This window comes from Camelimonas sp. ID_303_24, assembly GCF_053543495.1.
On record NZ_JBLLJM010000002.1, the window covers coordinates 280588 to 299721 of the forward strand.

The following is a 19134-nucleotide window of genomic DNA, read 5'->3' on the forward strand; positions in this document are numbered from 1 at the left end:
ACGCTCCTACTTTTTGATCCGGCGTCGCACCATGGCGACGGCCGTCGCCTTGCTGGAGCCGCCTTGGTGGAGCCGTCTTTGAGGGAGCCGACCTGGGGGGAGCGGCGCCCCGCCGCTGGACGGCGCGAAAAATCAGGGCTCAGTCAAATTCGCTGCGGCTGAGGCGATTGACCTGCTCGGCGACCAGGCGCTCGACGATTTCCGGCAGGTGAGCTTCCAGCCAGCCGGCCAGCATCGGCCGCAGCATGTCCGTCACCGTCTCCTCCATTGTGCGGGCGCGCTCGGCGGCCACACGTTGGGTCAACGCATCGAACGCGCCGGAAATGCGCGCCGCCGTCGCCGGGGTGACGAGCACGCCCACGGCTTCCCGCGCATGAAGCATCGCCGGAGCCTCGACCGGAACCGACGCCAGGGAGGCGGCGCCAGTGGCGACTGGCCCGGTCATATCCATGCGCCGGTCCATGGGGCGCCGGGCTGGCGCGGGCCAGGCGAGGGACGGCTCCGCCTCTTCCTGATGCAGGAATTCCGTGTCCAGATCAGGATCCGGCCAGGCTGTTTCAGACGGCTGCGTCGTCGCGGCCGGCCATTGTCCGCCCAGCGTCGCCCGGGTCACTTCCTCGACCTGCTCAGCGACCGCGCGACGGATGATGTCGGCGAGGCGCTGGTCCACCAGAGGCGACGGACCGGCTTCAGCCTGTTCGCGCGCCTCCGGCGGACGGTAGTCAACCGGCGGAGCGGCGGAAAGCCTGACGGGCGGCCTGGCGCGCGGCGGCAGGCCGGTGTCGATATCGGCCATGCGCGTCGCTCCCGCGCTCATACGGTGCAGGCTGAGGTCGATGTCGTCAGCATCGTCGTGGCCGGAGCCATAAGCGCTTTCCGGCGCCGGCCGCGCGGGCGCTGGCCGGATAACGGCCCGCGGCGCCCGCGCAGGCGGCGGCGCCTCCGCTGGCGCTCGCACTGCTTGTGGGGGACTGGCGCGCCGTGGGGTTCGCCGCACCGGCGCATCATCCATGGGCAACCCCAGGGCTTTCTGGTCGTCGGATATGATCTTGCGGATGGAGGACAGAATCTGCTCCATGTCCGGATCAACGCGCCTTGTCGTCAGACCGTCAGCATGCGCTTCAGTCCCGCCCGACCCCATAAGACCCCTCCACAAATTGATGACCAAGGCCATGACCAGGTTGTATCGACCAGGTTTGTACGGGCCAGGTTGCGCGGACCAGAGTTCACGCGACGCCCGCCCACCAGGTCCGGCAGGAGACAGGCCTGGGTGAAAACGCCAGCCGCCAATGCCCCTTGTCCGGCATGACGGCCAGAAGATCCACCCCGCCAGCGGCGCCCGGCGCCAGGATCCGGCGCCATCCGGTCACCGGCCGCCGAATGACATTCTTAAGAAAATATAAAGGAACGTCCCGGCCCACGGTAGAGGGGCGGCGCCCAGGCATTGCGCCCTTCCACACCGAAACGTGGTCGCATCTACCTGAACAGGCACAGCGATCGCCCTAAGCTCGCCTGTCGCCAGAACCCCGCGTGGACCTGGCGCCCCGGACGCATCCGGGAAAGCGGCCTGCGCCACAAAAGGCCAGCGCTACGAACCGACCCGCCCGCCCGCAGGGGCCTCCGGGGTATTAACGGCCGCTCGGCGTGCTCAGGCCGATCCACTTGTCCTTGACCTGGTCATAGTGAACCTTGGGGTCATAGCCAGTGACGCGCAGCTTGAGGTCACGGGCGGTCAGGCGGCCGATCGAGGCCATCACATTGTAGGATGCGACAACGCGGTCGCGCTGCGCAGTCACCAGCAACACGCGGGACTGCAGCAGGGCCTGCTGGGCGTTCAACACGTCCAGCGTGGTGCGCTGGCCAACCTTGGCCTCTTCGCGCACGCCGGCAAGGGCGATTTCGTTGGCCTTGACCTGGGCGGTGGAGGCTTCGATCTGCGCCCGGGCCGCGTCGAGCATGCTCCAGCTCGACACAACGGCGGCCCGCACCTGATCGCGGAAGATGTCGACGCTGATGTTGGCCTGGCTGGCCAATTCCTTGGCCTGACGGGTCTGGGCGTAATACTGGCCGCCATCATAGAGCGGCACGGTCAGCTGGGCGACGATGCTGGCCGACGATACGGCGTCGCCACGCACGTTGTTGTCGAACGAGCGCGACACATTGGCGGAAACGCCCACCTGCGGCAGCAGCGCGCCCTCAGCCACCTTGATCTGCAACTCAGCTGCGTCGGCGCTATGCAGGGCGGAAGCGATCGCCGGATGCTCGCGCAGGGCGAGGTTGACCGCGGCGACCTGGTTCTTGGGCAGGAACGGCTCAAGCGATTTGCCAGGCGCGAGCTTCGTCGGCTGCTCGCCAATCACCTGACGGTACTGGGCGATGCTCGCCTTCAGATTGGCCTCGGCGGCGGAGAGCTGGGAGCGGCCGCCGGCCAGAGCGGCTTCTGCCTGGGCGACGTCCGTCCGCGTCACCTCGCCGACGTTGAAGCGGTCCTGGGTCTGGCGAAGCTGTTCTTGCAGCACTTCCAGGTTGTTGCGCTGCAGGTTCACCGTCGCGGTGTCGCGCAGCACGTTCATATAGGCCGTGGCGCCGGACAGCAGCGTGCTCTGCTCCTGGTTGCGCAAACCTTCACGTTGGCCAAACACCTGGGACTCGGCGGCGCGCGTGGAGTTCAGCGTCCGCAAGCCGTCGTACAGCGGCTGGGTTACGCCCACCCCGACGGCGCCAGGAAACAGGTCCACATTGCCGCTGCTCGCGCCCATGCCCTGGGAGTTGCGTGCGGTGTAGCCGACGCTGCCACTGGCGTTGACGCGCGGGCGCATGCCGGACTTGGCGATGGCGACGCCTTCGTCAGTCGCCCGCAATGAAGCGCGCTGGGAGTTGAGCGTGGGGTTACCCATATAGGCCTTGGCAAGAGCGCCATTCATGGTTTCCGCCGACGCCGCGGCAGCAAACGCCACCGCAAGGCCCGCCACCGTGCTGAACAGGATGGAACGCTGGAAACCACGCTTCTTCGTCACTTGCTTACCTCACCGGAGCGCAGACAGCGCTCCATAGTATGCCGGCGAACCCGGAGACGCAGCCCCCGGAGGAAGCAACGCCGCGCAAGAACCGACCGCTCCGGCCTGGGGCCGGAAACCTGTTGATGCGGCGCCGTGGCGAACCCCGGCGTCAGGCATGGTCGAATCCATGCAGGCTCTGGAGCGGACAGTCGCCGAAACGCCCCCCTCCTGTCCAGTGCCCGCCCTTGCGGTTTACCATAAATTCATACGCCGATTTGCGGCCGTGATTCGGAAAACGGCGTCGCAGTTCGGCGCCTGTCGACGGCTGCCGGCCGGCAGCGCTTTCCCGCATCCGCCGCCAGTTGCGGTGCGGCATAAGTTTTTCAAGGAACTACAGACAATCCGGCTGCAATTTCCGTACATTGAAAGGAATCACGCGCCTGTTGTGTGCAGAAAGGCCACAGTAACCAACGAAATGACATCAGGGCGTCTCAAACTGTCGCTTAAGCGCGATGGAGACGTAACGGGCGCTGGATTTAACCAATAAAAAAGGCCGGCTTGCGCCGGCCTGTTTCATCTGCGCGTGGGCGTTGGTCAGAATGTAAATTCGGGTTTGCGGGCGAATCCTTCCAGCACCGGCGCCCAGGCGTTGACGATCACGGCCGTGCTGTTCACGCCGGAAGCGCGGCGCAGGACGATGATCCGGCTGGCCGCGCCGTTGACTTCAATCGCCACCAGGGCGCCGCCATCGGCGAGCTGCTGCGGCAGGGCCTCCGGAAGCACCTCGAAGCCGCCGTTCAGCAAAATGGCGTCATAGGGCCCATTGGCGGCATGGCCGCCGGCCAGGGGGCCGGTGACGACGCGGACGCCAGCAACGCCGTCGCGTTCGAGATTGATCTTTGCAGCGGCGGCGAGGCCGTCGTCGGCTTCAAGCGCGGTGACCTGCGCGCCAAGGCGCGCCAGCAGCGCCGAGCCGTAGCCGGTCCCTGCCCCAACCTCGAGCACCTTCAGGCCATCAAGCGGTCCGAACGACTGCAGCATTCGCGCCAGCACCAGCGGCGGCAGCATGACGCGTCCGGGAGCGTCGTCGAGGGGAATGGCGACATCCGCATAGGCCATGGCTTCGCGACCGGCTGGCGCGTAGATTTCGCGCGGCGTCGTGTCGAAAGCGGCGATGACGGAAAGGTCGGTGACGTCAAACGTGCGCACCTGGCAATCAACCATGGTGCGGCGTGCGGCGGCGTAGTCCTGCATGACTCCCTCAGGCGGGGTCTCACGTGGGTGTCCCGCCGCGGGATCCCGGAACCGCCGGACGGGCGACATAAGTAAATGGAGGCCTCGGAGGGAATCGAACCCCCGTGCAAGGATTTGCAGTCCTCTGCGTAACCACTCCGCCACGAGGCCTCGACGGCGCTAATAGCCCAGGGCGCAGTGAAAGGGCAACACTCTTTCATGCAGTTTTCAAAAGCCGGGTTTTCCGGGGAGCGCCCAGGCTCCACTTGTCCACACTTCCACAGCCGCCGCCTGGGCGCGGCCTTTTCGGCGCGGCGGGACTTGCGCGGCCCGAATGCTTGGGCTACATCCCGGCCATCAAGTGATCCCCGGTAGCTCAGTGGTAGAGCAACCGGCTGTTAACCGGTTGGTCGCTGGTTCGAATCCGGCCCGGGGAGCCATCCCTTTCTCAGGATGGACTTGATAGAGTTGCGATGCGCCCGCACGGGCTTTTTTTGTTTCGCAACAGGCTTTCCCCGGTAGCTCAGTGGTAGAGCAACCGGCTGTTAACCGGTTGGTCGCTGGTTCGAATCCGGCCCGGGGAGCCATTTCTTTTTCCAGTATGCCAAGGCTGCGGAAACAGGTTTTCACGTGTGGAAACCGGGTGTTTTATTGCCGGCGCGCGCCGCCGGAGCCTGCCCTTCCAGCGTCCGCCATTCCAGATCAATCCGCCAGATCAATCCGCCGGCTGGTTCACGCCAGGTTGCGGATTCTGGCGCATCCGCGACCTCCAGAATTCGCGCCCCACCCCGCAAGGACACGCCGTCGCTGGGGCGCGACCGGAACCCGGTGAGCCAGGCGCGCCTCTTGCGTTACGCCTGTGGCGTCGACAGGCGGGCGAACATCGCGCCCATCTGCTCAGGCGTGCGTCCACTATCGGCGATCAGCCATTCAAGCATCAGCGCGCCAACGGCGCCCGCGTAGAAGCTTTGGGCGAAGCGGGATTCTTCAGGATCCTCCGGCAGGAGGCCGGGCTGCGCGCTGGCGATATTCATCATCTCGCCGATCTGGGCGGCGAACAGCGTCAGGGCGCCGCTTCCCGCCTGCCCGCTCAGGATCAGCCGGTACAGCCGCCGCTGCTGGCTGGCGCGGGCGAAGGCGAAGGCCGTGACGTCCTCCACCCAGCGGCTGTAGGTCGTGACGCCGGCATGTTTATGGGCAAATGCGAGCTGCCCGGCGAGATCGTCGCTCAACCGGTGCTCCAGCATGGCGTCAATGCTGTCGAAATGGCGATAGAACGTCTGCCGCCCAACGCTTGCCCGCTGCACCAGGTCTGTCACGGTGATGTCGCCGTAGGGCCGCTCCCCAAGCAGGGCGTCAAGCGCTTCATACAGGGCGTGTCGGGTTTTGCGCTGGCGTGCGTCCATACGGGCTTCTGCTTCTTGCGGCATGTTCGTGCGACATGACGCCTTTCTGAATGAGCGGTTTTTTTCCAGTCTCTCTAGGCCGCGTTGCGGAACATTTTGCAACATAAATTTCCATAAAATCGCCGCGCCGGCTGTCGCCGGGGTGGCTGCGCCCTTATTTGCTGGTGCATACTCCCGGGCGCTCGCAACAGAAGCCCCGGAACAGCCGGGGACTGCCCGGGAGGCCCCCATGGAAGACTACTTCCGCCTGCGCCAGATCGCTCTGGCCACGGATGATCTTGAACGCGCGATCACCGATTTTCAGTACATCTTTGGCGTGAGGCTGGCCTACCAGGATCCGCATGTGGCCAAATATGGCCTGCACAACGCCCTGTTTCCGTTCGGGCTGGCGTTCGTGGAGGTCGTGGCGCCGTTCGAGGAGAACACCGCCGCCGGGCGCTTCATGGAGCGCAGCGGCGGCGTGGGCGGCTACATGGCCATCTTCAACTGCAGCGACCCGCTGCGGCGCGGCGCGCACGCCAACGCCAATGGCGTTCCGACGGCCCATGCGCTTGATCACGATGGCTTTGTGGGCGTGCAACTGCATCCTCGGCAATGCCGGGCGGCGATGATCGAGTTTGATCACACGCCGGGCGAAGCGAATCTGGAGGGGCCCTACTATCCTGCTGGCGGCGACGGCTGGCAGCACGCCATCTGCACCGACGTGACCCAGGGCATCCATGAAATCGTCGTTGAAAGCCCTGATCCCCATGCCCTTGGCCAGCACTGGGCCCGAATCATCGAGAAGCCTTACCAACAGGAAGGAAACGGCGGCCTGATCGAGGTCGACATGATCAATATCCGCTTCGCGCCAGGATCCGCGGGCAGTCGCGAGACCCTGCGCGGCATCGTGGTTGCAACCACCGATCCGGCTGGCGTCATGGCGCGGGCGGCTGAGCGCGGCCATGCGCCGGACGGGACAGGGTTCCGCATGTGCGGCGTCCGTTTCACAACGGCCTGAATCCGGACGGTTTCACCCGGCAATCCCCCGCCTCGCATCAGGCGGCGGGCAGGTGGCGAGCCTGAGGCGTCAGGCTGGGCGCTGCGACGGAAATGGTCTGGAGCCATCCGGAGGCAGGCTCCGAACGGCGCGTCGCGACTTTCGCGATGCGCCGTCCGTCACGGTGAGATAGCGCGGTCGATTCCTTGCAACAACGGCGTCAGGTCGCCTTTCGGCGCCGTCTTGCGGCGCCGAAAGGCGGGGTGGTCTTGCAGGGTGGTCTTGCCCGGAGGCGCAGACCGGGCCAGAAGCGCGCGCATCCAGCTTCCGTTCGCGACTGCCATTCCAGGTATTTACGATCGTCGTTTTCTGACGCAGCCCTTCATGCCGCCCCGGGGGTGAAACACGCCGCCGGTTGCGAAAGGCCGTTCATGGCAGATTATTGTCGCGCCGGATTTCGATGGAAGTATTAACGATACTATTAAATATACATCAATTAAATTTGAATATTTTACAAGTTGATTGAAAATAAAAAACATAATTCAGGGAGGGGCAGAATGGGGTTGAGTTCCATCTGTTTTCTTATTGAAGAATCAAAAAAATCAGGTTCTTCAGAAATTTCAAATGCACAACTGTTCATATGCAGACTATGCGAGGCGCTTTCGCTGCCGTTGCCGCAATTCGCTGCCGAGCATGATCGTGACAATCATTATATTTTTGAGAAATCTGTCAGTTTCGGTCTTCTTAACGGGCGTTTGTGTAGCGGTCGCATAGATCTCTACAAGCGCGGCTGTTTTGTGCTGGAATCGAAACAGTCGGCAATGGCGCGCCGCAGGGCCGCTGGCTGGCCGCCGCCGGCTCCGGCGACGCGAAGTGTTTGTGCATGGCGGCGGGCCATGAACGCCGCGCGCATGCAGGCGGAGAACTATGCGCGGGCCCTGCCCGAGCCGCCGCCGTTTCTCATCATTCTCGACGTCGGTCATATGATCGAGATCTATGCTGACTTCTCTGGAACCGGGGAGGCCTACGCGCCTTTTCCCGATCCCGGACAGCGTTGCATCGCCATGGATGATCTGCGCCGCGCCGATGTCCAGCAGCGCCTGCGCGCCATCTGGACCAATCCTGGCAGCCTCGCCAGCGAACTGCGCGCATCGCCGGCGCGCGAGGACGCCCTCACCCGCTATCTGCTGGACCGGGCGGCGTCGCGGGCCAGGAGCCATCCGCGCCAGCGCGCCCAGACCACCGGGATTCCCGAGCCGTCGGCAGGCCGGTTCGCCCCGCGTCTTGGCGTCCAGGAGCGCGGCGCCGGCTGCCGCATACTGGTCTGACTCCCGTCTGGTTTCACCCCAGCTGACTTAACGTCATGTGGCGCTGGAGCGATCGCGCTTGCGTCCTGTCGTTTTCCGCAGCCCCTCCCGGCGCTATTTGACTGGCGGATGCTGTCTGGAAAGGCCAGATTGCCGGTCTCGCCGCGCGTGATCTGGAGTCCTGCCAATGACAACATCTCCTTTCGTCACCACCGACTGGCTTGCCGGACGGCTGGGTCTTGCCGGACAGCAGGGCGCCGCCGGGCGCGCGGCTGGAGCCCCAGCGCCAGCGGTTGTCGACGGTTCATGGTATCTGCCGGCGCTGGCGCGCGATCCCGCGGCCGAGTTTCTGGCCGGACATATTCCCGGCGCCGTGCGCTTCGATATCGAGGAGATCCGGGACAAGGCGTCGCCGCTGCCGCACATGATGCCGTCACCGGAAGCCTTTGCCGCCGGCGCTGGCGCGCTGGGGCTCAGCGTTGACCGGGAGATCGTGGTTTACGACGGCGCCGGCCTGTTTTCCGCCCCGCGGGTATGGTGGATGCTGCGGGTGATGGGCGCGCGCCGGGTTTTCATCCTGCAAGGCGGCCTGCCGAAGTGGAAAGCCGAAGGCCGGCCGCTTGAAACCGGCCCGGCGCAGCGTCCGCAACCGGCGGCGTTCGTGGTTAGCCCGCTGGCAGGCGCCGTCGTTGATTATCGTGACATGGCGGCGACCGTCGCCAGCGGCGATCGCCAGGTCGTCGATGCGCGTCCGGCGGAGCGGTTCGCCGGCGCGGCGGCGGAGCCGCGTCCCGGCCTCGCCGCCGGCCACATGCCGGGCGCGCTCAACACGCCGTCATCCAGCCTTGTGGCCAACGGCATGCTGAAGTCGCCGGCGGAATTGCAGGCGGTGTTCGACGCTGCCGGCGTCGATATTCACAAGCCGGTGACAACCACCTGCGGTTCCGGCGTTTCCGCCGTCATCGTGGCGCTGGCGCTTCAGGAACTGGGCGCGCCGCTGCCGCCGGTCTACGACGGCTCGTGGAGCGAATGGGGCGGCCAGCCCGACGCGGCGATTGCCGTGGGCCCGGCCTGAAGCAGGCCGGTCATTCGCCCAGCACCTGGCTCAGGAACGCCTTGGTGCGGGCGTGCCTGGGCGCGGTGAAGAAGGTTTCCGGATCGGCCTGCTCGACGATCTGTCCGCCGTCCATGAAGATCACCCGGTCGGCGATGCGGCGGGCGAAGCCCATCTCGTGGGTGACGCACAGCATGGTCATGCCATCGCCGGCCAGTTCCACCATGACGTCCAGCACCTCCTTCACCATCTCCGGGTCGAGGGCCGAGGTCGGCTCGTCGAACAGCATGATGCGCGGGTTCATGCACAGCGCCCGGGCGATGGCGACGCGTTGCTGCTGGCCGCCGGAGAGCTGGCCGGGATATTTGCCCGCCTGTTCCGGAATGCGCACGCGGGCCAGCAGCGCCAGCGCCTGCTCCTCCGCCGCGCGCCGGCTGGCGCCGCGCACCCGCATGGGCGCCAGCACGCAGTTTTCCAGCACCGTGAGATGCGGAAACAGGTTGAACTGCTGGAACACCATGCCGACCTCGCGGCGCACCCGGTCGATGCTGCGCAGGTCATGCGTCAGTTCGACCCCGTCAACGACGATATCGCCCTGCTGGTGCTCTTCCAGCCGGTTGATGCAGCGGATCAGCGTGGATTTTCCGGAGCCGGACGGCCCGCAGATCACCACCCGCTCGCCGCGCCGGACGCTGAGATCGATGTCGGTCAACACCTGGAAGTCGCCGTACCATTTGCTGACGCCGCGCATCACCACGGCGTCGCCTTCGCCAGGGGGCGCCACATGGGTGGAAGGATCGTTCGCCGTCATGACCGGCTCCCTGCAGCCGCCAGGCGCCGTTCCATCGCCGCTGAATAGCGGGACATGGCGTAGCAGCAGATAAAGTAGAAAATCGCGGCGAAGGCATAGCCCGTCGACGCGGTCACCGGCGTTGCCCAGGCCGGATCGCGGGAACTGACGTCGATGGTCGTCAGCAGGTCGAAGATGCCGACAACCGTCACCAGAGTGGTGTCCTTGAACAGGCTGATGAAGGTGTTGACGATGCCGGGAATGACCAGGGTCAGCGCCTGCGGCAGGATCACGGTGAACATCATCTGCCAATAGCCGAGGCCAAGGGCGGCGGCGGCTTCATACTGGCCCTTCGGCAACGCCTGCAGGCCGCCGCGTATCACCTCCGCCATGCCGGCGGCGGCGAACAGGCTGACGCCGACCATCACCCGCACCAGCGGGTCGGGCAGCACGCCCGGCGGCAGGAACAGCGGCAGCATGCGGTTGGCCATGAACAGCACGGCCAGCAGCGGCACGCCGCGCATCACCTCGATGAACACGGTGGACGCGGCGCGCACCACGGGCATCTGCGAGCGCCGGCCCAGGGCCAGCAGCACGCCAAGCGGCAGCGATGCGACGATGCCGACGATGGAGATCACCAGCGTCACCAGCACGCCGCCCCACAAATTGCTGGGCACGGCGACGAGGCCCGAGAAGCCGGGACCATAGAGCAGGATCCAGGCAATGACCGGGAATGGAATGACGAAGACGAACAGCGCCGCGCCGCGAAACGGCGCGCGCGGCCACAGCGCCCAGGCAATGTTTAGCGCGCACAGGACCATGGCCAGGTTCGGCCGCCAGCGCTGCGCCTCCGGATACTGGCCGTAGATGAAATAGCCGAGCCTGCGGGCGATATAGGGCCAGCAGGCGCCGGTTGCGCCGCCGGCCTCCCCGGCCAGACAGGCGGCGCGATCCTCGCCGCTCCAGACAGCGTCGATGAGCAGGAATTCAACGGCGGGCCGCAGCAGGAACCAGGCGATGGCGATGGCCAGCACGGTGAGCAACGCGTTGACCGGTGTCGACACGAGGCTGCGCAAGCCCTGGATGAACCCGGAGGGTCTTTGCGGCGGGCGGGCGGAGGTTGATGGCGTCATCGTCATCTCAGCGCTCCACCAGCGCCATGCGCGCGTTCCACCAGTTCATCAGCAGCGCCGTCAGCAGCGACACCGCCAGATAGATGAGCATGATGAGCGAGATCACTTCCAGCGCCTGGCCGGTATTCTGCAACACGGGTCCGGCGCCGATTGACACCAGGTCCGGGTAGCCGACGGCGACGGCAAGGGACGAGTTCTTGGTGAGGTTGAGATATTGCCCGGTAAGCGGCGGAATGATCAGCCGCAACGCCTGGGGAATGACAATCAGGCGCAGGATCTGGCCTTCGCCGAGGCCCAGCGCCCGTCCGGCTTCGCGCTGGCCTTTCGGCACGGACTGGACGCCGGAGCGAACGATCTCGGCGATGAACGCCGAAGTGTAGAGTGACAGGCCCAGCACCAGGGCCACGAATTCCGGCAGCAGGGTGACGCCGCCGCTGACGTTGAAGCCGCGCAGTTCCGGCCAGGCAAGCGGCAGGGCGCCAGCGAGGCTTCCGGTCGTCAGCCAGACCGCCGCCAGCGGCAAACCAGCCAGAATGAGCGGCGTGACAAGCCATAGCGCAAGCGGGGGCTTGCCTGCCCGCCGCCGCCGGGCGCTCCAGACGGCGAGGCCGGCCCAGAGGGCCAGCGCCGCCAGCAGCCCGGCGCCAAGCGCGGTCCAGCCTGGGGTCGCGACCGGCCAGGGACTGTAGAGCCCGCGATTGTTCAGCAGCAGGCCGCCCGGCAGCGCGATGGACTGGCGCGGCACTGGCAGTGACTTCAGAACGACGTTGTACCAGACCAGCAACTGCAGCAGCAGTGGCGTGTTGCGCAGAACTTCCACATAGGCCGAGGCGAATCGGGCCACGAGGGCGTTATGGGACAGGCGCGCGACCCCCACGACGAAGCCGAGCGCCGTGGCGATGACGATGGCGGTGAGCGAGGCAGTCAGGGTATTGCCGAAGCCGGCCATCAGCGCCCGGCCGTAGCTGTCTCCGGCCTGGAACGGGATCAGCGAGCCGGTAATGTCGAAACTGGCCGGCTCGGCGAGAAATCCGAACCCCCAGGTGATGTTGGAGGCGCGCAGATTGGCCACGACATTGCGGCCCGCCCAGGCGAACAGGCTGACGACGGCGATCGCCAGCAACGCTTGCCAGACCAGGGCGCGCGCCGCCGGATTTCCCCACCAGCCGGTCCCCGGGCCCCGCCCCTGTCCGTATGCTCTGACCGGCTTGCCTGCTTTCACGCCGCTCCCGCCCCTGATCGATGTCATGACCTTGTGGACCGGCGCAAAGCGCACGCCCATCCAGGAGCGCCCACTGATATCTCGCCGCCTTTTACGGGAGTACGTCAGTTATCCGGGTGAATTCCTGAGTATTCCCGCGCAAAGCTGGCATGTGGATGCGCCCCCCATGGCTTGTATTCACAAGCAATTTTCATGAGCGGCAACGCCAGGGTCGCCGCGCTGCATTCTAGCGAATGGGCGGAGCGTACATCAGGCCGCCCTTGTTCCACAAATTATTCTGCCCGCGGGGGATTTTCAGACGGGAGTTTTCGCCAAGGTTCCGCTCATAAATCTCACCGTAATTGCCGACGGCGCGCACAATATTGACGAGCCAGTCGTTTGGCAGGCCGATGCCTGAACCAAGCTTGCCATCGACGCCGAGCATGCGGCGCAATTCCGGATTGTCGCTGGCGCGCTTCTCCTCGACGTTGGCTTTGGTGATCCCGGCCTCTTCCGCCGCGACAAGGCCAAAGCCAATCCAGCGCACCACGTCAAACCACTGGCCGTCGCCCTTGCGCACGGCGGCGGCGAAGGGCTCCCGCGAAATCCGCTCCGGCAGGACGATATTCTCGGCCGGGTTCGTCATGCGCAGGCGTTCGGCGTAGAGTGCCGAGCTGTCGCTGGTGAAGACATCGCAACGATGAGCGTCATAGGCCCTCACGGTTTCAGCGGCGCTGCCGAAGGCGACGGGCTTGTAGTCCATTTTGTGCGCGCGGAAAAAGTCAGCCAGATTCAGTTCGTTGGTGGTGCCGCGCTGCACGCAGATTTCGGCGCCATTCAGCTCCAGGGCTGATTTCACGCCAAGCTTGGCCCTGACCATGAATGCCTGCTGGTCATAGAAATTGATGGAGGTGAAGCTGGCGCCCACGGAGGTGTCGCCGGTCATGGTCCACGTCGTGTTGCGCACCAGCACGTCGATTTCACCCGTTTGCAGTGCGGTGAAACGGTCCTTGGCGGTCAGCGGCACATATTTGACCTTGTCGGGGTCGCCGAAAATGGCGGCTGAAATCGCCCGGCAATAGTCCACGTCGAAACCGGTCCATTTGCCCTTGTCGTCGGGCACGCCGAAGCCGGCGAGACCGGGATTGGAGCCGCAAATCAGCTCGCCGCGCTGTTTGACCTGATCAAGCACGCCAGCAGCAGCTGGCGCGCCGTTCGCCACGGCGGCGATCACGCCGCAGGCCATCGCCGTCAACACGGGGGCGCGTTTCATCCGTCTGTCCTCCTTCGCGCCCGCTTTCCGGCGCCGGGTCTGATGTGGCTCGCGTCTGCATGACATGGCGGGTGTACCCCGCAGGTCAACCCCACGGCGCCAATTTCCGCCGCCGCGCACTGGTTCCACAGGCAGGGGCTGGGGAGAAACAATGACTGTCCTGCGGGGCGCGGGGTTGACGGCCGGCGCGCAAAACCCGCACACCTCCCGGGTGAGACGGTCGTGACGAGGAGCCATCCGGACATGCGCAAACTGAGTGATGATGAACGCAGTCGCCTGTCCAGCCGCACCCGCCTGGTGCTCGGCGGTCGCAATCCCGACGAGCAGTTCGGCTTTGTAAACACGCCGATTTACCGCGGCTCCACCGTGTTGTCGCCGGACGCCGCGGCGCTGCGGCGCTCGGACGCCCGCTTCACCTATGGCACCCATGGCACGCCGACCACGGAGGCGCTGGAAAACGCCTGGTCGGAACTGTCTGGCGCGGCGGGAACGGCGCTGGTTCCTTCGGGGCTTGCCGCCATCTCCCTGGCGCTGATGTCGTGCGTGAAAGCTGGCGATCATATTCTGGTGACGGATTCGGCCTACCGGCCCACGCGGCGCTTCTGCGATGTGGTGCTGGCGCGCATGGGCGTCGAAACCACCTATTACGATCCCTATCTGGGCGCCGGAATCGCCAGTCTGATCCGCCCCAACACCAGCGCCGTGCTGACCGAGGCGCCTGGCTCGCAGAGCTTCGAGGTGCAGGACATTCCATCCATTGCCGCCGTGGCGCATGCGGCTGGCGCGCTGGTGCTGATGGACAACACCTGGGCCACGCCGCTGTTTTTCCCGCCGCACGCGCGCGGGGTCGATCTCGCCATCGAGGCCGGCACCAAATATCTCGGCGGCCATTCCGATCTTCTGCTGGGCCTGGTTTCCGCCAATGAGCGGGCGTTGCCGGGCCTGCGCCGCACGGCGGAGGCTTTCGCCATGTGCGCCGGGCCGGAGGATTGTTTCCTGGCCCTGCGCGGCCTGCGCACCATGGAGCTGCGCCTGCGCGAGGCCGAGCGGCAGGGCCTCGCCCTCGCCCGCTGGCTTGAGTCGCGGCCGGAGGTCAAAAGCGTCCTGCATCCGGCGCTGGAAAGCCACCCGGATCACGCCATCTGGAAGCGCGACTTTCTTGGCGCCAGCGGCCTGTTCAGCGTCGTGCTGAATCCGGTTTCCGAGGCGGCGGTGGACGCCTTCCTCGACGCGCTGGCCCTGTTCGGCCTCGGCTATTCCTGGGGCGGCTATGAGAGCCTGGTGATCCCGTTCAATTGCGGCTCCTACCGCTCGGCGACGACATGGGATCCGGGCGGACCCGCCCTGCGCTTCCAGGTGGGGCTTGAGGACATCAACGACCTCACCGCCGACCTGGAGCGCGGTTTCGACCGATTGCGGGACGTCGCCGGAATTTCCGGCGCGGTCGGGTGATCTGGCCATGCCGGGCCATCATTCCTTCATGCTGCTGGTGGCGGCGGGCGGCGTCGCCCTCGCAGCCGCCAGCGGTGCGCCCGCCGCCGGGGACCCGGCCAGCGCGCCGCCCATGGCGAGCCAGGCCATGGGCGGCGACGCGCGCACGGCGCTGCCGGTGGGAACGCTGCAACTGCCGCGCCCTCCGGAACTGGAGCTCCGGTCGCTGGATATCACCATCACGCCCCAGGAGGTGCGCGGCCGCTACGTGATTTTCAACCGTTCCGGCCGGGATGTCGCGCTGCGCGCATCGTTCGCCGCGCCCGATCTGGACGCGGCGGCGCCCGGTTTTGGCTATGCGGCGATTCCGCAGCCCGAGCAGATTAACTTCATGGGGTTCGCCGCCACGGTTGATGGCGCGCCCGTGGCGCTTATGGATGAGCGTCACGCATTCGGCGCCGGGCTGGAGCGCACCCAATTGCTGGAAGACGCCGGCGCGCCGCTGCAGCCAGCTGGCGTGGGGACCTGGGAGGCGCTCGGCAAGCTGGGCTCTCAAGCCTTGCAGGACCTGCGCGCCGCCGGGCTGATCGACATGGATCGGTTTGGCGAGCGGCTGGAGCCGCGCCCGCGCTGGCTGCTGAAAACCGCCTGGCACTGGCCCCAGATATTTCCGGCTGGCAAGGAGACGGTCATTGCCTGGCGGCATGCAGCTTCGGTTTCTGTAGGCGCCACGCCGCTGGCGGATCGCAGCCAGCTGGCGCATGCGGCGCGCTACGCGCGCTATTGCGCCGGGGACGCCGTCAACGATGCGGCCAGCGCGGCGCGCAACAATGGCCCTGGCAATGACTGGCTGCTGGAGCGCGGGCAGCGTTTGCGCATCAGCACCGGCCCGGCCTACGCTGGCCCTGCCGGGGTTGTGACCATCACGCTCAATACCGGGGCTGACGACGCCATTGCCGCAGCCTGCATGGAAGGGCTGGAGCGCGTCGGGCCAGGGCAGTGGCGCATGCGGCGCGAAAACGTCACGCTCGATGAGGACCTGGAGGCGCTGCTTGTCAGCCCTGGCAAGGTGGCCAGCCAGGGCGCGCCGCCGCCGGATGACGCCGACGCGGCGCCGGCGCAACAGAATCAGTGAGCGGAACAGGCGCGCCCGTCAGGCGGTCTCGCTCTCTTTCTGCCGGCTGTTGCGGATCAGCGCCAGGTTGCGCAGGTAGATGAAGACGCTGAACGCCTGGCCGAGGATGATGACCGGCTCGCGCTTGTACAGGCCGTAAAGCAGCGTGATCAGCCCGCCGCCGATGGAGAAGAACCAGAAGGCCACCGGCACCACGCTGCGACCGGCCTTTTCGCTCGCCAGCCATTGCACCACGAAGCGCATGGCGAACAGGAGCTGTCCGACCAGCCCCAGCACCAGCCACAGGTCGGCGCGGGCGATGAACACGTCATAGAGATAGCCGCCAATATCGTGCGACAGGCGAATCAGCATTAGCGCAATTCCTGAACATGCGGCGGGGCCTTGCGGCGGCGTATCAGCCACCAGACGCCGGCCAGATCGAGTATTCCCACCCAGAGCCGGTCGAAGAAACCATATTTCGAGGCGCCGGCCATGCGCGGACGGTCGATGACGTCGACCAGCGCCACTTCATGACCGTCCCGCCGCACCAGCGCCGGCATGAAGCGATGGAGCGCATCGAAATATGGCAATTGCAGGTAGACCTCCCGGCGGATGGCCTTCAGCCCGCAGCCGGTGTCGCGGGTGCCGTCGCGCAAGATGGCGCCGCGAACGGCGTTGGCGACTCGCGACTGGAATTTCTTGAAGCCGGTGTCCTTGCGGCCGACGCGCTGGCCAGCGGCAAGGCCAAAGCGGACGCCGCCTTCCGTCAACTCCCGCACCAGCGAGGGAATGAAGGCCGGATCGTTCTGGCCATCGCCATCGATGGTGACGAGAACGGGCGCGCGCGCCGCGAAGGCGCCGCTGCGCACGGCGGCGCTCTGCCCCCGGGAGATGTCATGGCGCAGGCGGCGCAGCCATGGGCGCGTCCTCGCCTGCTCCTCCAGCACCGCCGGCGTGGCGTCGGTCGAGCCGTCGTCCACATAAATGACCTCGAACGCCGCGAAGACCGCGCAGGCTGTCGCGATCTCCGCGATCAGCGGCGCGACATTGTCCGCCTCGTTCTTGACGGGAACAATCACAGTCACCGCGGGGAGGAAGTCGGTCGGTTCGCTCAAGGCCACAACTTTCCATTTACCGGGTCTGGCGAAGGACGGTCATCAGGGCCAGGGCCCGACCCGCCGGAACAGCTGACCTTCACCAGAACGCCTGACGCATCGCGCGCCACATGCGCGCGCCAATGCACGAACGTCCGCGTCGCTTCCGCCAGCTGTCCGCTCGCGCCAGATGCGCAGGGCGCGCACATAGCAAGCGCAGGCCCATGCGGCAATCTTGCGGCGCGCATGGCTGCCCGCGCTGGCGTCACGACGTTGCAGGCGACCGGGGCCGCCGCTACCGCGCCGACATCCAGACGCCAATGTCGAGGCGCTTGCCGCCATTGAGATTGAAGCCCCTGATGCGGGTGGTGAGCGTCGGCTGGCGCGGATCGCCCGTCAGGCGCTGCTGGAAGGCCGGCTCCTCGAGCGCCGTGACAAAGGCGACGCGGCACGGCCCATGGCGGATCCAGTCGGCGGCGGCGGCGCCATCGGCCATTACCAGGCCGGTTTGGGTCAGAAACACCAGGCTTGGCTCGCGGTAGCCGGCGGTCAGCGCCTTCACTTCCGGGCAGCCCGCCGCGGCGGCGGCGGTGCGCATGGCTTCGGCAAGGCGCGGCGAGGTGCGCAGACCCGCCAGATGCGGCTGCGTTACCCCCAGCACGGTGGCGACGAAAACCACCGAGCAGAAAATCGCCAGCAGCGCCGAGCGCCAGATGTGGCCGGCGCAATAGGCCAGCCAGCCGGTGATGGCGATCGCGGCGGCGACCAGCAGGCCGGGAACCGCGATCCAGGTAATGGCGCCATCCAGCGCCCAGCCGGCGGCCGGCAGCAGGAACAGGGCGGCCACCGGAATCAGCGGCAGCAACAGCATGGCCGGACGGGCGCCCCAGCGCTGCGAGGGGGCCAGCGAACCGTTGCACAGGGCGCGGGCGACGAGCATGGCCACCGCCGGATACAGGGGCAGCACATAGTGCGGCAGTTTGGTTGGCACCGCCTCGAAGATCAGCCACGCCGGAATGATCCAGGCCAAAGCGAAGGCCACCGCATCGTTACGACGCTCGCGCCACAGGGTTTGCGCGGCGATGGCCGCGAACGGGGCCAGTGGCCAGGCCGTGCCGAAGAAAGCGATGAAATAGGCGCCAGGCGGCCCCCAGTGTTTCTCCTGGCCGCCGCCCACCTTGCCGAGCATGTCCTTGCCGACGGCTTCGGCGAAAAAGGCGCCCTTCGTCTCAATGGCGATGGCGATGAACCACGGCGCCGTGAGCAGCAGCACAAGCAGCGCGCCTGATAGTGGCCGCAGCGCCAGCAGCCAGCGCGCCGAGCGCAGCCAGATGCTGAGGGCGATGGCCGGCAGCGCCACGATCATCAACCCAACCGGCCCCTTTACCAGGATGGATGCGGCCAGCGCGCCCCAGAACGCCAGGCGCACGCCCGGCGGCAGCGCCGGCGTTGCGTCGCCATCGCGCTGCAGATCGCGCCGCGACGGCATCCACGCCCGCGCCAGGCCGCCCATCAGCATGACGCAACAGGCGGTGAGCACAGCGTCGGTCTTGGCGAGGCGGGCCTCGACGCCGAGCAGGATGGTTGCGGCGAACAACGCTGCTCCGGTGATGGCGAGCCTGCGGCCGCCGAACGCCAGCAGCGCCCAATAGGTCAGCAGCACGGCGGCGATGGCGCCGAGCAGCGACGGCGCCCGGTACAGGGCGATGGTGGCGCGCGCTTCCGGGACGCCGAGCGCCTCACCAATTTTCACCGCGCCAACCTGCAGCCAATAGATGCCCGCCGGCTTTTTGTTGCGGGCCTCGTCCTGGAAGCGGATGGCGATGTAGTCGCCTGTTTCCAGCATCTGCTTCGTCGCCTGGGCGAAGCGCGGCTCGTCGCGATCCATGGGCTGGAGCGAGGAGAACCCAGGCAGGAACAGGGCCAGCGACAGCAGCAGCAACGCCGCAACCGCCCGCCAGTGCGAAGCTTCCAGCCACGACAGCAGACCCAGCGCGCGGCGGTCGCCAGGGGCCGGAACGGGCGGCGTTGCAGAGGCGACGCCAGGCAGGTTCGAAGGGGCAGCGTGGGACATCGGGTTCTCTTGCAAGGGGCTGGCGTACAGGGGGCTGGCGCATACA

At 66.5% G+C, this 19134-nt stretch carries 16 protein-coding genes and 3 tRNA genes; 7 read left to right on the plus strand and 12 right to left on the minus strand.

What is annotated here, in order from left to right; translation table 11 throughout:
* Positions 1–139: 139 nt before the first annotated feature.
* The 4 genes from ACERNI_RS01760 to ACERNI_RS01775 form a co-directional block, all read right to left on the minus strand.
* The gene (locus tag ACERNI_RS01760) at positions 140–1078 is read right to left on the minus strand and encodes a PopZ family protein (protein WP_448831543.1); all 939 of its coding nucleotides are present in this window, start codon (positions 1076–1078) and stop codon (positions 140–142) included.
* Between the two features lie 550 nt (positions 1079–1628).
* Positions 1629–3017, minus strand: coding sequence for a TolC family outer membrane protein (locus tag ACERNI_RS01765; protein ID WP_448831544.1), 1389 nt, complete (start codon positions 3015–3017; stop codon positions 1629–1631).
* A 576-nt stretch (positions 3018–3593) separates the two neighbouring features.
* Positions 3594–4253: a protein-L-isoaspartate O-methyltransferase family protein gene (locus ACERNI_RS01770; RefSeq protein ID WP_448831545.1), complete on the minus strand. Its 660-nt coding sequence runs from the start codon at positions 4251–4253 to the stop codon at positions 3594–3596.
* Positions 4254–4329: 76 nt separating this feature from the next.
* Positions 4330–4403 (minus strand) — tRNA-Cys (locus ACERNI_RS01775).
* 194 nt (positions 4404–4597) lie between these two features.
* Here ACERNI_RS01775 and ACERNI_RS01780 point away from each other — a divergent pair.
* Both ACERNI_RS01780 and ACERNI_RS01785 read left to right on the plus strand, forming a co-directional pair.
* Positions 4598–4672 (plus strand) — tRNA-Asn (locus ACERNI_RS01780).
* Between the two features lie 72 nt (positions 4673–4744).
* Positions 4745–4819: transfer RNA gene (locus ACERNI_RS01785), tRNA-Asn, on the plus strand.
* A 264-nt stretch (positions 4820–5083) separates the two neighbouring features.
* On the opposite strand, the gene ACERNI_RS01790 is transcribed toward ACERNI_RS01785, so the two are convergent.
* Positions 5084–5638 carry a TetR/AcrR family transcriptional regulator gene (locus ACERNI_RS01790; RefSeq protein ID WP_448831546.1) on the minus strand — a complete coding sequence of 185 codons (555 nt, stop codon included), beginning with the start codon at positions 5636–5638 and terminating at the stop codon, positions 5084–5086.
* A gap of 229 nt (positions 5639–5867) precedes the next feature.
* Between ACERNI_RS01790 and ACERNI_RS01795 the strand changes: the two genes are divergently transcribed.
* The 3 genes from ACERNI_RS01795 to sseA all read left to right on the plus strand — a co-directional run bounded on the left by ACERNI_RS01795 (position 5868) and on the right by sseA (position 8999).
* The gene (locus ACERNI_RS01795) at positions 5868–6638 is read left to right on the plus strand and encodes a VOC family protein (protein WP_448831547.1); all 771 of its coding nucleotides are present in this window, start codon (positions 5868–5870) and stop codon (positions 6636–6638) included.
* Between the two features lie 497 nt (positions 6639–7135).
* On the plus strand, positions 7136–7945 hold the full coding sequence (locus ACERNI_RS01800) for a type IIL restriction-modification enzyme MmeI (protein ID WP_448831548.1): 810 nt from the start codon (positions 7136–7138) through the stop codon (positions 7943–7945).
* Between the two features lie 166 nt (positions 7946–8111).
* Positions 8112–8999 (plus strand): 3-mercaptopyruvate sulfurtransferase, encoded by an 888-nt coding sequence (gene sseA, locus ACERNI_RS01805; RefSeq protein ID WP_448831549.1) that lies wholly within the window; start codon positions 8112–8114, stop codon positions 8997–8999.
* 10 nt (positions 9000–9009) lie between these two features.
* Here sseA and ACERNI_RS01810 read toward each other — a convergent pair whose 3' ends face one another.
* From ACERNI_RS01810 to ACERNI_RS01825, 4 genes are all read right to left on the minus strand, one after another.
* Positions 9010–9729 carry an amino acid ABC transporter ATP-binding protein gene (locus ACERNI_RS01810; RefSeq protein WP_448831797.1) on the minus strand — a complete coding sequence of 240 codons (720 nt, stop codon included), beginning with the start codon at positions 9727–9729 and terminating at the stop codon, positions 9010–9012.
* A gap of 56 nt (positions 9730–9785) precedes the next feature.
* Positions 9786–10907 carry an amino acid ABC transporter permease gene (locus ACERNI_RS01815; protein ID WP_448831550.1) on the minus strand — a complete coding sequence of 374 codons (1122 nt, stop codon included), beginning with the start codon at positions 10905–10907 and terminating at the stop codon, positions 9786–9788.
* A gap of 1 nt (position 10908) precedes the next feature.
* The gene (locus ACERNI_RS01820; RefSeq protein WP_448831551.1) at positions 10909–12123 is read right to left on the minus strand and encodes an amino acid ABC transporter permease; all 1215 of its coding nucleotides are present in this window, start codon (positions 12121–12123) and stop codon (positions 10909–10911) included.
* A 226-nt stretch (positions 12124–12349) separates the two neighbouring features.
* On the minus strand, positions 12350–13375 hold the full coding sequence (locus ACERNI_RS01825) for an amino acid ABC transporter substrate-binding protein (protein WP_448831552.1): 1026 nt from the start codon (positions 13373–13375) through the stop codon (positions 12350–12352).
* A gap of 243 nt (positions 13376–13618) precedes the next feature.
* On the opposite strand from ACERNI_RS01825, the gene metC reads away from it, so the two are divergent.
* Entirely contained in the window at positions 13619–14827 is a 1209-nt protein-coding gene (metC, locus tag ACERNI_RS01830; RefSeq protein ID WP_448831553.1) for a cystathionine beta-lyase, read from the plus strand.
* A 7-nt stretch (positions 14828–14834) separates the two neighbouring features.
* On the plus strand, positions 14835–15941 hold the full coding sequence (locus tag ACERNI_RS01835) for a DUF4424 family protein (protein ID WP_448831554.1): 1107 nt from the start codon (positions 14835–14837) through the stop codon (positions 15939–15941).
* A gap of 18 nt (positions 15942–15959) precedes the next feature.
* Here ACERNI_RS01835 and ACERNI_RS01840 read toward each other — a convergent pair whose 3' ends face one another.
* From ACERNI_RS01840 to ACERNI_RS01850, 3 genes are all read right to left on the minus strand, one after another.
* Positions 15960–16292, minus strand: coding sequence for a lipid-A-disaccharide synthase N-terminal domain-containing protein (locus ACERNI_RS01840; protein ID WP_448831555.1), 333 nt, complete (start codon positions 16290–16292; stop codon positions 15960–15962).
* Positions 16292–17035 carry a glycosyltransferase family 2 protein gene (locus ACERNI_RS01845; RefSeq protein ID WP_448831556.1) on the minus strand — a complete coding sequence of 248 codons (744 nt, stop codon included), beginning with the start codon at positions 17033–17035 and terminating at the stop codon, positions 16292–16294. The genes ACERNI_RS01840 and ACERNI_RS01845 overlap by 1 nt, the downstream gene beginning before the upstream one ends.
* A 274-nt stretch (positions 17036–17309) precedes the next feature.
* Complete coding sequence (locus tag ACERNI_RS01850; RefSeq protein WP_448831557.1) at positions 17310–19088, minus strand: ArnT family glycosyltransferase; 1779 nt, start codon at positions 19086–19088, stop codon at positions 17310–17312.
* Between the last annotated feature and the right edge of the window lie 46 nt (positions 19089–19134).